Genomic DNA, 15,720 nt, shown 5'->3' on the forward strand with positions numbered 1-15,720 from the left:
CGAGCGCAACAGACCTTGAATGTGTTCTGACGCAAGCCACTTGGAAGCATGCTGATATGGCTACGATTCATGTAGACGGCAAAGAATATGATGTAAACGGGGCCGACAACCTGTTACAAGCCTGTCTCTCCCTGGGACTCGATATTCCTTATTTTTGCTGGCATCCGGCGCTGGGAAGCGTCGGCGCTTGCCGCCAATGTGCGGTAAAGCAATACCAAAACGCCGATGACACCCGTGGGCGTTTGGTTATGTCCTGTATGACCCCGGCCACCGATGGCACCTTTATTTCCATCGATGACGGCGAAGCAAAGCAGTTCCGCGAAAGCGTGGTTGAATGGTTAATGACTAACCATCCACACGATTGTCCGGTCTGTGAAGAAGGCGGTAACTGTCACCTGCAAGATATGACGGTGATGACCGGCCACAGCTTCCGTAAGTACCGTTTCAGTAAACGTACTCATCAGAATCAGGATCTCGGCCCGTTCATTTCCCACGAAATGAACCGCTGTATCGCCTGTTACCGCTGTGTGCGTTACTACAAAGACTATGCAGACGGCACTGATTTCGGCGTATATGGCGCGCATGACAACGTATATTTCGGTCGTACCGAAAGCGGCACCTTAGAAAGTGAGTTCTCCGGTAATCTGGTAGAAGTTTGCCCGACCGGCGTATTCACCGATAAAACCCACTCCGAGCGTTATAACCGGAAGTGGGATATGCAGTTTGCCCCAAGCATCTGCCAGCAGTGCAGCGTCGGTTGTAACACCAGCCCAGGCGAGCGCTATGGCGAACTGCGTCGTATCGAAAACCGCTATAACGGCAGCGTAAACCACTACTTTATGTGTGACCGTGGCCGCTTTGGTTATGGCTACGTCAACCTGAAAGATCGTCCGCGTCAGCCGCAGCAACGCCGTGGCAACGATTGGATCGCTCTCAACGCCGAACAGGCCATGCAGGGGGCGGCAGATATCCTGCGTCAGGCGAAGAAAACCATCGGTATCGGTTCCCCTCGCGCCAGTCTGGAAAGCAACTTTGCGCTGCGTGAACTGGTGGGGGCAGAAAACTATTACACCGGCATCGCCGCGGGCGAGCAACAGCGTCTGCAATTGATGCTGAAAGTGCTGACTGAGGGCGGCATCCACACTCCGGCGCTGCGTGAAATTGAAAGCTATGATGCGGTACTGGTTCTGGGTGAAGATTTGACCCAAACCGGCGCGCGCATTGCGCTGTCTGTGCGTCAGGCTGTGAAAGGCAAAGCCCGTGAAATGGCCGCTGCGCAAAAAGTTGCCGATTGGCAAATCGCCGCGATCATGAACATTGGCCAGCATGCCAAACATCCGCTGTTTATCACTAACGTTGATAACACCCGTATGGATGATATCGCTGCCTGGAACTACCGTGCGCCAGTGGACGATCAGGCACGTTTGGGCTTTGCTATTGCCCACGCGCTGGACGAGTCCGCGCCGGCAGTGGAAGACCTGTCAAAAGATCTGAAAGGTAAAGTGGATATCATCGTGCAGGCATTGGCCGGCGCGAGAAAACCGCTGATTATTACCGGTAGCAGCGCGGGTAGCGATGCAATCATCGAAGCGGCAGCCAACATCGCCAAGGCGCTGAAAGGCCGAGGATCTGACGTAGGCATTACCTTCGTCGCGGCAGCAGCTAATAGCATGGGGCTGGCGATGGTCGGCGGCGGTTCGCTGGATCAGGCGTTGGCTCAGTTAGCCAGCGGCGAAGCTGATACCGCAATCGTGATGGAAAACGATCTTTATCGTCATGCGGCGGCGGATCAGGTTGACGCGGCGTTAGCCAAAGCGGAAAACCTGATCGTGTTGGATCATCAGCGCACCACTATTATGGATAAAGCCAGTTTGATTCTGTCTGCGGCCAGCTTTGCTGAAAGCGATGGTACGCTGGTGAATCAGGAAGGTCGCGCGCAGCGTTTCTTCCAGGTTTACGATCCAAGCTACTACGACGAAAACGTGGTGATGTTGGAAAGCTGGCGTTGGCTGCATTCTCTACATTCGACCTACACTAGCCGCCACGTAGACTGGACTCAGCTGGATCACGTGATTCAGGCCTGTGTCAAAGCATTGCCGCAGTTGCAGGGTATCGTGGAAGCTGCGCCAGACGCGACTTTCCGTATCCGCGGTCAGAAACTGGCGCGTTCACCGCACCGTTACAGTGGCCGTACTGCGATGCGCGCCAACATCAGCGTGCACGAACCGCGTCAACCGCAAGACATCGATACGCCGTTTGCCTTCTCAATGGAAGGGAACAACAGTCCATTGGCCGATCGTCAGCAAATTCCGTTTGCCTGGGCGCCAGGTTGGAACTCACCGCAGGCGTGGAATAAATTCCAGGCTGAAGTGGGTGGAAAACTGCGCTTTGGCGATCCGGGCGTGCGCCTGATCGAAGCTGGGGAGGGCAGCCTGGCTTACTTCACCGGCGTACCGGCAGCCTTTGCGGCAAATGCCGACGGCTGGCGTGTGGCACCTTACTACCATCTGTTCGGTAGCGAAGAAATGTCTCAGCGTTCAGCGGTGATTCAACAGCGTATGCCAGCGCCTTATGTGATGGTCAATCCATCCGACGCAGCGCAACTGGGGGTTAACCTCGGTATGTTGGTCGAGTTCAACTGTTCTGGTCAGACGCTGCGTCTGCCGGTGCGTTTGAGTGAAACTTTGGCTCAGGGTCAGGTCGGCTTGCCGCTTGGCTTACCGGGCATTCCACCTATATTGGTGGGTACCCGCGTTGAGAACCTGCGGGAGGCGGTGCTATGAGCTGGTTTACCCCTGAATTGATCGAGATCCTGATCTCCGTCCTGAAAGCGGTAGTGATTCTGTTGGTGGTTGTCACCTGCGGCGCGTTTATGAGCTTCGGCGAGCGCCGCCTGCTGGGTCTGTTCCAGAACCGATACGGACCAAACCGTGTCGGTTGGGGCGGCTCACTGCAGCTGGTGGCCGACATGATCAAAATGTTCTTCAAAGAAGACTGGGTACCGCGCTTCGCAGACCGGGTAATTTTTACTCTGGCACCGGTTATCGCCTTTACCTCGTTGCTACTGTCTTTCGCTATCGTCCCGGTCAGTCCGACCTGGGCAGTTGCGGACCTCAACATCGGCATTCTGTTTTTCCTGATGATGGCCGGTCTGGCGGTGTACGCGGTACTGTTCGCCGGCTGGTCCAGTAATAACAAATATTCTCTGTTAGGGGCGATGCGTGCGTCAGCACAAACCCTGAGCTACGAAGTGTTCCTCGGCTTATCGCTGATGGGCGTGGTAGCGCAGGCAGGCTCGTTCAATATGCAGGATATTGTTAACTCTCAGGAACACGTCTGGAACGTTATCCCGCAGTTCTTTGGCTTCGTGACCTTTGCCATTGCGGGCGTTGCGGTTTGTCACCGTCATCCCTTTGACCAACCGGAAGCGGAACAAGAGCTGGCCGATGGTTACCACATTGAATATTCCGGTATGAAGTTCGGTTTGTTCTTCGTTGGCGAATACATCGGTATCGTGACCGTCTCTGCACTGATAGTCACCTTGTTCTTCGGTGGCTGGCAAGGCCCGTTCCTGCCGCCATTTATCTGGTTTGCGCTGAAAACGGCTTTCTTCATGGTGATGTTCATTCTGATCCGTGCATCTTTGCCGCGCCCACGTTATGACCAAGTGATGTCATTCGGCTGGAAAATTTGCCTGCCGTTGACTCTGCTGAATCTGCTGGCGACTGCCGCGGTCATTTTGTACAACGCTCAATAAGGGGTGAATGAACCATGACGTTGAAAGAGTTAGTGGTTGGTTTCGGCACCCAAGTGCGCAGCCTGTGGATGATTGGCCTTCATGCCTTCCACAAGCGTGAAACCCAAATGTATCCGGAAGAGCCGGTTTACCTGCCGCCGCGCTACCGTGGCCGTATCGTGCTAACCCGCGATCCGGACGGCGAAGAGCGCTGCGTAGCCTGTAATCTGTGCGCCGTGGCTTGCCCGGTGGGCTGTATCTCTCTGCAAAAAGCTGAGCAGAAAGATGGTCGCTGGTATCCGGAATTCTTCCGTATCAACTTCTCCCGCTGCATTTTCTGCGGCCTGTGTGAAGAAGCTTGCCCAACGACCGCTATCCAGCTCACGCCGGATTTCGAAATGGGTGAGTTTAAACGGCAGGATTTGGTCTACGAAAAAGAAGATTTGTTGATCTCGGGTCCGGGTAAATATCCGGAATATAACTTCTACCGGATGGCCGGTATGGCGATTGACGGCAAGCAGAAAGGCGAAGCCGAAAATGAAGCCAAACCGATCGACGTTAAAGGTCTGATGCCTTAAAGGAGCCGTTGATCATGGAATTTGCATTTTATATAGCAGCATTGGTAGCGGTAGTGGCGACAATTCGCGTCATTACCCATACCAACCCGGTACACGCCTTGTTGTACCTGATTATCTCTCTACTGGCGATTTCCGCTGTGTTCTTCTCACTGGGCGCGTATTTCGCCGGTGCGTTGGAGATCATCGTGTACGCCGGTGCCATTATGGTGCTGTTCGTCTTCGTGGTGATGATGCTGAACCTGGGCAACGTCGATGCGCAAGAACGTGCTTGGCTGAAACCGAGCGTCTGGATTGGCCCCGGTTTGCTGGCGCTGGTGCTGTTATCGGTACTGATTTATGCCATCAGCAGCGTATCCGATCAGGGTATCAGCGGCGAGATGGTTGACGCAAAAGCCGTAGGTATCAGCCTGTTTGGTCCGTACGTATTGGCGGTTGAGCTGGCTTCAATGCTGTTGCTGGCGGGTCTGGTTGTTGCGTTCCACATTGGCCGGGAACATAAACCCGGTGATGTGCTGAGCAGCGGCGATTCAGCGAAAAGAAAAACGGAGGAACAAGCATGATCCCTCTACAACATGGCCTTATTCTGGCGGCCATTCTGTTTGTGCTAGGGCTGTCTGGGTTGCTGATACGCCGCAACCTACTGTTTATGTTGATCAGTTTGGAAGTGATGATCAACGCGGCGGCGTTGGCCTTTGTGGTCGCGGGCAGTTATTGGGGTCAGGCTGACGGACAGGTGATGTATATCCTGGCGATTACGCTGGCAGCGGCGGAGGCCAGTATTGGCCTGGCATTGCTGCTTCAGCTGTATCGTCGCCGTCATACTCTGGATATTGATACAGTCAGTGAGATGCGCGGATGAACCTATTATATTTAACAATTCTGCTGCCACTGCTTGGTTTTCTGCTGTTGGCATTCTCCCGCGGTCGCTGGTCGGAAAATACTTCCGCCACCGTCGGAGTCGGCTCCATTGGTCTGGCTGCGCTGGTTACCGCTTACGTTGCGGTTGATTTCCTCAGCCAGAAAGCCACGGGCGTTCAGGTGTTTAACCAAACCCTGTGGAACTGGATGTCCGTTGGCGACTTCAGTATTCCATTGACCCTGACGCTGGACGGCCTGTCGCTGACCATGCTGTCGGTAGTGACCGGCGTGGGCTTCTTCATCCATATGTATGCCTCTTGGTATATGCGTGGGGAAGAAGGCTATTCCCGCTTCTTCGCTTATACCAACCTGTTTATCGCCAGTATGGTGGTCTTGGTATTGGCGGATAACCTGCTGCTGATGTATCTCGGCTGGGAAGGCGTGGGTCTGTGCAGTTACCTGCTGATCGGTTTCTACTACACCAATCCGGCGAATGGCGCGGCGGCCATGAAAGCCTTTATCGTGACTCGCGTAGGTGACGTATTCTTGGCTTTTGCGCTGTTCATCCTCTACAACGAATTGGGTACGCTGAATATTCGCGAACTGATGGTACTGGCACCGCAGCAGTTGGAAATGGGCTCCACCGCCATTACCTGGGCGACCTTGATGCTATTGGGCGGTGCAGTAGGTAAATCGGCGCAGTTGCCGTTGCAAACCTGGCTGGCCGATGCGATGGCAGGCCCGACGCCGGTTTCCGCGCTGATCCATGCGGCGACCATGGTTACCGCCGGTGTGTATCTGATTGCTCGTACTCACGGTCTGTTCCTGATGGCGCCGGACGTTCTGCATCTGGTGGGAATTATCGGTGCGGTTACGCTGGTACTGGCGGGCTTTGCGGCGCTGGTGCAAACCGACATCAAACGGGTTCTGGCTTATTCGACCATGAGCCAGATCGGTTACATGTTCCTGGCGCTGGGCGTTCAGGCGTGGGATGCAGCCATTTTCCACCTGATGACTCACGCCTTCTTCAAAGCCTTGCTGTTCCTCTCCTCCGGTTCAGTGATTCTGGCTTGTCACCACGAGCAAAATATCTTCAAAATGGGGGGGCTGCGTAAAAAAATCCCTCTGGTTTATATCTGCTTCTTGGTGGGCGGCGCGGCGCTGGCAGCATTGCCAATCGTCACCGCGGGCTTCTACAGTAAAGACGAAATCCTCTGGGGCGCACTGGCTACCGGCCATATCAACCTGATGGTTGCCGGTCTGGTGGGGGCGTTCCTGACGGCGCTGTATACCTTCCGCATGATCTTTATCGTGTTCCACGGCGAGGAAAAAACCAAAGCCCATCCGGTTACAGGTATGACTCATAACCTGCCATTGCTGGTGCTGCTGGTGCTGTCTACCTTTGTCGGCGCGTTGATCACACCACCGTTGGCGGGCGTATTGCCAGAACTTCATTTAGGTGAAGAAGGCAAAATGCCGCTGGAGATCTTCTCCGGGGTGATTGTGGTGATCGGCATTCTGCTGGCTGCGGCACTGTATCTGGGCAAACGTCAGTGGGTGAACAGCATCGGGCAAAGCGCGATTGGCCGTTTCTTCACCGTCTGGTGGTTCCACGCATGGGGCTTCGATTGGTTGTATCACAACCTGTTTGTAAAACCTTATCTGTGGATTGCACGCTTGCTACAGCGCGATCCGCTGAACTCACTGATGAATACGCCGGCATGGATTGCACGCTTGGGTAATCGCGGTTTGACGTTCAGTGAGAATGGTCAGGTGCGTTGGTACGTTGCCTCAATGGGTCTGGGTGCAGTTGTCATACTGGCTCTGTTGCTTTTCGTTTAGAAGCCTGAATAGGCTCTTTAATTAGGGACACAAAACGCCATGCTATTACCTTGGCTAATTCTTATCCCCTTTATCGGCGGTCTGCTGTGCTGGCAGTTTGAACGCTTCGGTACCAAGGTACCGCGCTGGATAGCGTTAATCGCGATGGGGCTGACGTTGGTACTTTCCCTGCAACTGTGGTTGCAGGGCGGCTATTCACTGACTAATCCGGCGGGCATTCCGCAGTGGCAGTCGGAGTTCTCCTTGCCGTGGATTCCACGCTTTGGCATTGAGTTCCATTTGGCACTGGACGGTCTGTCACTGCTGATGGTGGTGCTGACCGGCCTGCTGGGCGTACTGGCGATTCTTTGTTCGTGGCGTGAAATTCAGCGCTATCAGGGTTTCTTCCACCTGAACCTGCTATGGATTCTGGGTGGCGTCATCGGCGTGTTCCTCGCCATCGACATGTTCCTGTTCTTCTTCTTCTGGGAAATGATGTTGGTGCCGATGTACTTCCTGATTGCCTTGTGGGGTCACAAAGCGTCAGACGGTAAAACGCGTATCTCCGCCGCGACCAAGTTCTTCATTTATACCCAGGCCAGCGGCCTGATCATGTTGATTGCTATCCTGGGTCTGGTATTTGTGCATTACAAAGCCACCGGCGTCTGGACTTTCAACTATGAAAATCTACTGAAAACGCCGATGTCCCACGGTGTGGAATATCTGTTGATGCTCGGTTTCTTCATCGCTTTCGCGGTGAAAATGCCGGTGGTGCCGCTGCACGGCTGGTTGCCGGATGCGCACAGTCAGGCTCCAACCGCGGGTTCGGTGGATTTGGCCGGGATTCTGTTGAAAACCGCTGCTTACGGTTTGCTGCGCTTTAGCCTGCCGCTGTTCCCGAATGCTTCCCACGAGTTTGCGCCTATCGCTATGTGGCTGGGTGTTATTGGTATCTTCTACGGTGCGTGGATGGCGTTCTGCCAGACCGATATCAAACGTTTAATCGCTTACACCAGCGTGTCCCACATGGGCTTTGTATTGATTGCCATCTACACCGGCAGCCAGTTGGCTTATCAGGGCGCAGTGATTCAGATGATTGCCCACGGCCTGTCAGCCGCGGGTATGTTCATCATCTGTGGTCAATTATACGAACGTCTGCATACCCGCGATATGCGTCAGATGGGCGGCCTGTGGGGACGGATTAAGTACCTACCAGCGCTTTCCCTGTTCTTCGCGGTTGCGACGCTGGGGATGCCTGGCACCGGTAATTTCGTCGGCGAATTTATGATTTTGTTTGGCAGCTTCCAGGTCGTACCGGTGATTACTATCATCTCTACCTTTGGGCTGGTGTTTGCGTCGATTTATTCATTAATCATGATGCAGCGCGCTTACTATGGTGCGCCGAAATCGGAAGAAGCCTTGCCGGGTATGAGCCTGCGAGAACTGTCGATCGTGTTGCTGCTGGTGGTATTACTGGTGTTGTTGGGCCTTTACCCGCAACCGATTCTGGATACCTCTCATGCGGCGATGAGCAATGTACAGCAGTGGTTTAACGCTTCATCACCACTAGTTTCACCAAACATAACAACAAGGCCGTAATTCGCCATGACAATAACTCCTCAACAACTGATCGCAATGCTACCGCTGTTGATCGTCGGATTGACGGTGGTGGTTGTGATGCTGTCCATTGCGTGGCGACGCGATCATTTCCTGAACGCCACCCTGACGGTTATCGGGCTTAACCTGGCGCTGCTGTCTCTGTATTTCGTCGGGCAAGTCGAGCCAATGGATGTCACGCCGCTGATGCGGGTTGACGGCTACGCGATGTTCTATACCGGGCTGGTGATTATCGCCAGTCTGGCCACGGCGACCTTTGCCTATCCGTGGTTGGCAGGGTATCCGGATAACCGCGAAGAATTCTACCTACTGGTGCTGATTGCCACCTTGGGCGGCATTCTGTTAGCCAGTGCCAATCATTTGGCTTCGCTGTTCCTGGGTATCGAACTGGTTTCTCTGCCGCTGTTTGGTCTGATTGGCTATGCCTATCGCCAGAAGCGTTCACTGGAAGCCAGTATTAAGTATATGTTGCTGTCTGCGGCCGCATCGTCCTTCCTACTGTTCGGTATGGCGCTGTTGTATGCGGAATCCGGTAGCCTGTCCTTCGCCGGTCTGGGTAAAAGCCTGAGCGATTCTGTTATCCATCAACCGCTGATTCTGGCCGGTTTGGGGATGATGATCGTCGGTCTGGGCTTCAAACTGTCGCTGGTTCCTTTCCAGCTGTGGACGCCAGATGTGTATCAGGGGGCGCCTGCGCCGGTTTCCACCTTCTTGGCTACTGCCAGTAAGATCGCCATCTTCGCCGTAGTGATGCGTCTGTTTATGTATGCTCCAGCGGCGGACAGCGAAGTGGTTCGTCTGGTACTCTCGATCATCGCCGTTGCCTCTATTCTGTTTGGTAACCTGATGGCGATCAGCCAGAGCAATATCAAACGTCTGTTGGGTTACTCTTCCATTGCGCACCTCGGTTACTTGCTGATTGCGTTGGTGGCGGTGCAGACTCATCAGTTGGCGCTGGAAACCGTCGGTGTTTACATGGCCGGTTACCTGTTCAGCAGTCTGGGCGCTTTCGGCGTCGTTAGCCTGATGTCCAGCCCGTATAAAGGGCCGGATGCGGAATCCCTGTTCTCTTATCGCGGTCTGTTCTGGCATAAACCGATTCTGTCTGCGGTAATGACGGTGATGATGCTGTCTCTGGCCGGTATCCCGATGACGCTGGGCTTTATTGGTAAGTTCTTCGTTATTGCGATGGGCGTTAGCGCTAACCTGTGGTGGCTGACCGGTGCTGTAGTACTGGGGAGCGCCATTGGCCTTTATTACTACCTACGCGTCACCGTGAGCCTGTTCCTCAGCCCACCGGAGAAACTGGTGCGCGATACTCCAAGCAACTGGGCCTTAACTGCCGGTGGCGTTGTGGTGTTGATTTCTGCGATTCTGGTACTGTTCCTCGGTATCTACCCGCAGCCGTTGATTACGCTGGTACAAATGGCTCAGCCGATGTTCTGAGTCCGGCAATAATCCGCCAAACGGTGGGTTAACATGCTGAGATAAAACCCCTTGCCGAATTTCTGGCAAGGGGTTTTGCTTTTTGGGGGGAATGTCTACATCTCGTCGATAAATTAAAACCTGATTGGGTTTTCCCGATGGCCGAAGGCTGAGAAATAACAGTCTCTTAATTTTTCTGTTTCAGAGAGTTGGCTGGCGGGTGTACGGCAGGTGCCCTGCCTCGAACGGAGTTTTCTGCTAGAGGATTCAGGACAGAAGAGGGCACGCTAACCGATGCGGCCAAACCTAGGTACCGCCGAGATAAAATGACGTTAAATCATGTTTATTAATATTCTTATGCCAGAATATGGTCGTATTTGATCAGCAATCTTTATTTTTCGGATAAAGAATGGAATGTGTTTTCGAGGCTATTGATCACCGCACGCACGCGTGCTGCCCGTTGTACGTCTGGATGTAAAACCAGCCAGATATCCACGGGATCCTGCCGTTCAGGCCAGATTCGTACCAGATCCTCATCGTTATCCGCCAGAAAACAGGAAAGCAGCGCAATGCCTAACCCTTTTTGCGTGGCGGAACGCAGTAATATTTGCGAGTTGCTTTGCAAGACGACATTGGGTTGAACCAGCGTTTCACCGCATAAACTTTGCCAGTGGCGAGGAACGTCTTGTTGAGGGAACAGCAAGAGATCGTGACCGCGAAAGTGTTCGCCGGGTCGAGGGACGCCTCGCACAGCAATATATTCATGGGCGGCATATAAACCCATATTGATCGTCGCCAGCCGCTTAATGATTAACTCATTATTTTCAGGTCTATCGCCGCGAATGGCCAGATCGGCGCCGTGATGCGCCATATTGGTGATGTTAATGCTGGTTGCGACGCTATAACTGATATCTGGATGCTGCTGACGTAGCAATTTCAACGCGGGAAGAACAAATACTTCGGCCAGCGTATCCGTGGTGACAAGAGAAACCGTGCCCTGTAACCGGTCGTCGCCGTTGGCCGCTTTACGATTAATCGCCTCTGCCGCCCTTTCCATAGCAACAGCATCGGTTAGAAGCTGCTCACCCAATAAGCTAAGAGTGAAATGTTTTGGTGTGCGAATAAATAGCTTTGAATTTAAGGCATGTTCCAACGCTGAAATTCTACGCCCGACGGTAGCCTGATCGACATGTAGCTCACGTGCTGCCTGGCGCAGAGTTCCGGCACGCGCCACGGCGAGAAAGAATCGTGCGTCATCCCAGTTCATCAACTTTTCCTTTCGGTATCAGTTCGTTTATGCCTGTAAGTTTAATGTATAAATGCATCAAGATGATGCATTTATGTCTGTTTTGATGCAATTTTGCAGGCGTATAATCCAGAGCTTCTTTTGTTGTCTGTGACAAGGTATTCCCTTGTTGTTTCATCGTTTTAGGAGCCATTTATGTCTGTGGGAGTTGCCCCTGCTGCCCGTTATTTCCCGGTGCTGTGCTTTCTGGCGTTGGCGCTGACTGCGGCATTACTGAATAGCAGCGCGCCAACGCCGCTTTACCCGCTCTATCAGCAGCAACTGGGGCTCAATTCGGTCAGTTTGACAATGGTGTACGCCGCTTATGCCGCTGGCGTATTGATTTCGCTATTGGCGGTAGGGAATTTAGCGGGAAAGATTCGGGACCTTCGAATGATGATTGTGCCTGCTCTGGTCACGGTACTGGCTGGAGCCTGGCTGTTTGCTATTGCTGATACTTTTGGTCGCCTGTTTGTGGCGCGATTGCTGGCTGGAATTGGCACTGGCGCGCTAACCGGTGCGGCGAACCTGGCGCTGATCCGTTTTTGTCCGCCGGATGGCGGCAAGCGGGCGGCGTTAATTGCCACGCTTTCTTTTACCGCTGGGTTGGCCTTGGGGCCGATATTTAGTGGTGTAGCGTTACAAACCCATTTTCATCCTACGGTGCTCCCTTTTATTTTGATTATTGCTATGGCCGCGTTGGCAGCGGCAGGACTCACATTGGGCTGGCCGGAAACACGCGCCTTGCGGCATAAGAACATAAAGCTAACTTGCGGGGCCAGTGGTGCAGTGAAACCTGCCGGCGGTTTACTCAGTGGTCTCACCGCTACGGGAATGCGGTTTTTCTTATGCGCCGGTGCACTGTTTGTCTCTTGGGTGGTTGCCGCCAGTATTCTGGCTATCGGCCCGGCGATTGCAAAGCAACTGTTGTATTTACCGGGGCAAGGCGGATTTGGCTATGTGATTGCGGTCTATCTGCTGATTGCGGGTATCTGTCAGTTGGTCAGCCGTAGTATTCCTAGCCGTATTTCCCTGTATACCGGCTGTCTGGCTCAGGCGGTTGCGGTGATGACCTTTGCCGCTGCGTTGTATTTTCATTCATTGCTTTTGGGTGGCATCGGCATGGTCGTGACCGGCTACGCCTTTGGCGCCATCTTTGTCGGCAGTGCCGCGTTGGTGAATTTAATTTCACCTAAAGCCAGCCATGCCCCCTTGCTGTCGTTATTTTATGTGATCGCATACACCGCTAACTGGGTTCCCGTTGCATTGGGATGGATGATAGATCGCCACGGATTATTATCAGCAGCTAATCTTCTGTTCTGTCTGAGTTCGCCGGTTTGTTTGTTGCTGGCATGGGGGATAAAACGCGCCGCGTTCTTCGCTCATGAGTGATGTTTTGTGATTCAAGTCACGATATGATTTATTTTATTGCATTGTTACCATAATAAGCGTGATTTGAATCGCTATAAAATTCACCGATTCGGGTAAAATGCGCTCATTGCTACCTCCCGTTTATTGAACCGAACTTTATCGCGAGTGAATCCTGATGAACATTATCCTGATGATTGCTATCACTACCGGCGTGCTTTCCGGCATTTGGGGCTGGGTTGCTGTCACCTTGGGTTTGCTCAGTTGGGCGGGTTTTTTGGGCTGTACCGCTTATTTCGCCTGCCCACAGGGTGGAATAAAAGGATTGATTATCAGTTTGCTGACCTGCGCTAGCGGCATCTTTTGGGCAATGATGATTATTCAGGGCAGCGCATTACGGCCAGAGTGGACGATACTTGGCTACCTGTTGACCGGCGTCGTCGCATTTTTAATGTGCATTCAGGCCTGCCAGCAATGGCTGTCTTTTGTACCTGGAACCTTTATCGGCGCCTGCGCGACTTTTGCCGGTGGCGGCGATTGGAAGCTAGTTTCAGCCTCATTATTAATTGGATTGATATTTGGCTATGCCATGAAGAACAGCGGGCTATGGCTGGCGGCGAAAAGAGAGAAACTAAAGAATGAAGACAAGCAGCCAAGGGCAATGGATATCGAGCCAGAAAGCTGAAAAGTCGGTCATCGGGGCAGTTAAAACAAAAGGGCGACTATCCGCCCTTTTTGCTGGAATTTACAGTAAATGATTTGCGACTTTGATCACCAGTTTACGCAGTGGTGCCGGTTCGCTTAAGGTTCCCATCGGGCGGTGAAGTTCTCCTGGGAATAGCATCACCACATCGCCGGGTGTCAGCGTCAGCAGGGTTTCTTGCGTGATACCTTCGAACAGGCCGTAATCTTTCTCGCAATCAAAATCCATAGTAGGGCGCTGCTCTTGCGTACCCGGCGCCGCCCCAATCACTTCGCTTCCTTCCAGCAGAATATGCAAATCAATGTAATAACGGTGCAATTCAGGCAGTTGCTGAGCCAGGGGCTTAGTCTGACCGATAATGTGATTGAGATAGATTTCGCGGCCTTCCAGATCCAATTCCCCAGCGGGTAGAGCCGCTAAATCCATCTGGCAGAGGCGGGTCAGCGTGCGGCGAATAACCGCCGGATAAAGCGGGTTATTGGCGGCACTCTTCAGTTCATCCAATATCATAATAAGCCTTCTTTTTTAGTAATGTGAAATTCAGGCGTGGCAGTGGGCGGTGTCGGCCTACTCTAATGCTGTGATGCAGTTTTGCACGACGCCAGCCAACGGCGGGGTGATATCAATCTTGATGATGTCCCGCTCCGCGGCGCCTGGGGCTTCCAGAGTGGCAAACTGGCTCTGTAATAGACTTTCCGGCATAAAATGTCCGGCGCGCTGCCGCATTCTGGCCAGCACCAGCGAATAATCGCCGGTTAACCATAGAAATTGAATATCCTGATTGCCAGCGCGTAGTCGGTCACGATACTGCTTTTTCAGAGAGGAACAGACTAAAAAACCGGTTTCATTTTTCTGTTGCAGGCTGTAAGCCACGTCACTCAAACGTTCTAGCCAGGGAGCGCGATCCTGATCGTTGAGCGGCTGGCCCGAGGCCATTTTCTGGATATTGGCGCGTGGGTGTAAATCGTCACCATCGATGAATTTGGCATTCAGCCGTAAGGCCAGCGCCTGACCGACGCAGGATTTACCGGTTCCTGCAACGCCCATAACAATAATGCATTTGCCTGTCATCATTTTCCCCTGTCACTCATTCCCAGTGGCTTAGGCACCACCGCAAGTCACATTCACTGAGGCCAGTCGGCTTAAACCGCGACCAGCATACCGCCGTCGATGAAAAGTAAATGACCGTTGACGAAATCGGAGGCTTTGGACGACAGGTAAACCGCCGCGCCAATTAGTTCTTCCGGATTTCCCCAACGGGCGGCAGGAGTGCGTTTACACAGCCAGTCGGTAAAGGCTTTGTCTTCCACCAAGGCTTTAGTCATATCGGTTTTGAAATATCCCGGAGCAATGCCATTCACCTGAATATTATGACGAGCCAACTCCACGCACATGCCGCGGGTCAGCATTTTCACTGCGCCTTTAGACGCTGCGTAAGGCGTAATAGTGTCGCGGCCTAATTCACTTTGCATTGAGCAAATATTAATGATTTTTCCGCTTTGGCGTTTGACCATATAACGAGAAACGGCCTGAGAAACCAGAAATACTGATTTTTGGTTGACCGCAATGACGTCATCCCAGTCTTTTTCTGGAAATTCGGTAAAAGCATGACGGCGTTGAATTCCGGCATTATTAATTAATATATCGATAGCACCTATCTGATTTTCTATTTGCTCAATGGCCTGATTCACCGCATCGTGGTCGGTGACGTTAAAGGCTGCGGCGTGGGCAATGAAACCGGCGTCACGCAGCTGCGCCACGGCGCTTTCAGCGCGCTCCGTAGTAATATCGTTAATAATTATCTCAGCACCAAATTCGGCTAACCCTTTAGCTAATAAAAAACCAATGCCTTGGGCGGAACCGGTGATTAACACCTTACGATTTTCCAATGAGAATAAGTTTTTCATGGTGCATTCCTGATAGCGCCGTGAGCGCGATTATTCGGTAAAGGGTTTCGCCAACGGCGAGGTTGAGTAACCGGTTTTATTTTTCTGGTAAATAGACAGAAAGTTTTTGTTAAATTATCCGTAGCCGTGAATAAGTTGATTTATATAAATCAACGCGGCCTGCCTTCAGGCGACATTATTATTCACAGTTCGGTATTGTTTTAGCTCAGTATTGTTATTTGACCTGAAAATTGAATTCCTTTCATTTGACCAAGGTATTTATTTATCTGGTGATGGTTTGAAATCTGTCATCATCAAACCGTTTTTTAGCAGGGTAAACCGTGATTAAGATCACTTTAAATTATGTTACGCCGAGCTGTTACTCTTTACGTGAGCTTTATCCCTTTTGGCTAAACAAAAAGGCTGGAAAGATAAGGATTGAG

At 52.5% G+C, this 15,720-nt stretch carries 14 protein-coding genes; 10 read left to right on the top strand and 4 right to left on the bottom strand.

From position 1 onward, the window contains the following. Positions 1-56: 56 nt before the first annotated feature. From nuoG to nuoN, 8 genes are read left to right on the top strand one after another with little or no spacing between them, the layout of a single operon-like run. Positions 57-2,783 (top strand): NADH-quinone oxidoreductase subunit NuoG, encoded by a 2,727-nt coding sequence (gene nuoG, locus DBA33_RS06310; protein ID WP_120805893.1) that lies wholly within the window; start codon positions 57-59, stop codon positions 2,781-2,783. Continuing rightward, positions 2,780-3,757 carry an NADH-quinone oxidoreductase subunit NuoH gene (gene nuoH, locus DBA33_RS06315; protein ID WP_064517229.1) on the top strand — a complete coding sequence of 326 codons (978 nt, stop codon included), beginning with the start codon at positions 2,780-2,782 and terminating at the stop codon, positions 3,755-3,757. The genes nuoG and nuoH overlap by 4 nt, the downstream gene beginning before the upstream one ends. Before the next feature lie 14 nt (positions 3,758-3,771). Continuing rightward, entirely contained in the window at positions 3,772-4,314 is a 543-nt protein-coding gene (nuoI, locus tag DBA33_RS06320; RefSeq protein ID WP_049597035.1) for an NADH-quinone oxidoreductase subunit NuoI, read from the top strand. Positions 4,315-4,328: 14 nt separating this feature from the next. Next, a complete protein-coding gene (nuoJ, locus tag DBA33_RS06325) occupies positions 4,329-4,874 on the top strand; it encodes an NADH-quinone oxidoreductase subunit J (RefSeq protein ID WP_049597036.1) in 546 nt (181 codons plus the stop codon). Further along, on the top strand, positions 4,871-5,173 hold the full coding sequence (nuoK, locus tag DBA33_RS06330; RefSeq protein ID WP_038244227.1) for an NADH-quinone oxidoreductase subunit NuoK: 303 nt from the start codon (positions 4,871-4,873) through the stop codon (positions 5,171-5,173). Before nuoJ ends, nuoK begins: the two co-directional genes overlap by 4 nt. Next, a complete protein-coding gene (gene nuoL / locus DBA33_RS06335) occupies positions 5,170-7,014 on the top strand; it encodes an NADH-quinone oxidoreductase subunit L (protein WP_064517232.1) in 1,845 nt (614 codons plus the stop codon). The genes nuoK and nuoL overlap by 4 nt, the downstream gene beginning before the upstream one ends. A 39-nt stretch (positions 7,015-7,053) precedes the next feature. Then, complete coding sequence (gene nuoM / locus DBA33_RS06340) at positions 7,054-8,592, top strand: NADH-quinone oxidoreductase subunit M (protein ID WP_064517235.1); 1,539 nt, start codon at positions 7,054-7,056, stop codon at positions 8,590-8,592. A 6-nt stretch (positions 8,593-8,598) separates the two neighbouring features. Then, positions 8,599-10,056 carry an NADH-quinone oxidoreductase subunit NuoN gene (gene nuoN / locus DBA33_RS06345; protein ID WP_049597039.1) on the top strand — a complete coding sequence of 486 codons (1,458 nt, stop codon included), beginning with the start codon at positions 8,599-8,601 and terminating at the stop codon, positions 10,054-10,056. Positions 10,057-10,426: 370 nt separating this feature from the next. On the opposite strand, the gene DBA33_RS06350 is transcribed toward nuoN, so the two are convergent. Further along, complete coding sequence (locus DBA33_RS06350) at positions 10,427-11,305, bottom strand: LysR family transcriptional regulator (protein ID WP_064517239.1); 879 nt, start codon at positions 11,303-11,305, stop codon at positions 10,427-10,429. A 171-nt stretch (positions 11,306-11,476) separates the two neighbouring features. Here DBA33_RS06350 and DBA33_RS06360 point away from each other — a divergent pair, with 171 nt between their 5' ends. Then, on the top strand, positions 11,477-12,712 hold the full coding sequence (locus tag DBA33_RS06360) for an MFS transporter (RefSeq protein ID WP_064517245.1): 1,236 nt from the start codon (positions 11,477-11,479) through the stop codon (positions 12,710-12,712). Positions 12,713-12,866: 154 nt separating this feature from the next. Further along, on the top strand, positions 12,867-13,373 hold the full coding sequence (locus DBA33_RS06365) for a DUF1097 domain-containing protein (RefSeq protein WP_120805899.1): 507 nt from the start codon (positions 12,867-12,869) through the stop codon (positions 13,371-13,373). 60 nt (positions 13,374-13,433) lie between these two features. Here the strand turns inward: DBA33_RS06365 and DBA33_RS06370 are convergent, their stop codons facing one another. From DBA33_RS06370 to idnO, 3 genes are all read right to left on the bottom strand, one after another. Further along, positions 13,434-13,901, bottom strand: a complete 468-nt coding sequence (locus DBA33_RS06370) for a YhcH/YjgK/YiaL family protein (RefSeq protein ID WP_120805901.1) — start codon at positions 13,899-13,901, stop codon at positions 13,434-13,436. A gap of 57 nt (positions 13,902-13,958) precedes the next feature. Continuing rightward, positions 13,959-14,462, bottom strand: coding sequence for a gluconokinase (locus DBA33_RS06375; RefSeq protein ID WP_120805903.1), 504 nt, complete (start codon positions 14,460-14,462; stop codon positions 13,959-13,961). Positions 14,463-14,533: 71 nt separating this feature from the next. Continuing rightward, a complete protein-coding gene (idnO, locus tag DBA33_RS06380; protein WP_064517256.1) occupies positions 14,534-15,298 on the bottom strand; it encodes a gluconate 5-dehydrogenase in 765 nt (254 codons plus the stop codon). Between the last annotated feature and the right edge of the window lie 422 nt (positions 15,299-15,720).

The sequence above is a fragment of the Yersinia sp. IP36721 genome (assembly GCF_003634395.1).
GTDB classification, from domain to species: domain Bacteria; phylum Pseudomonadota; class Gammaproteobacteria; order Enterobacterales; family Enterobacteriaceae; genus Yersinia; species Yersinia entomophaga.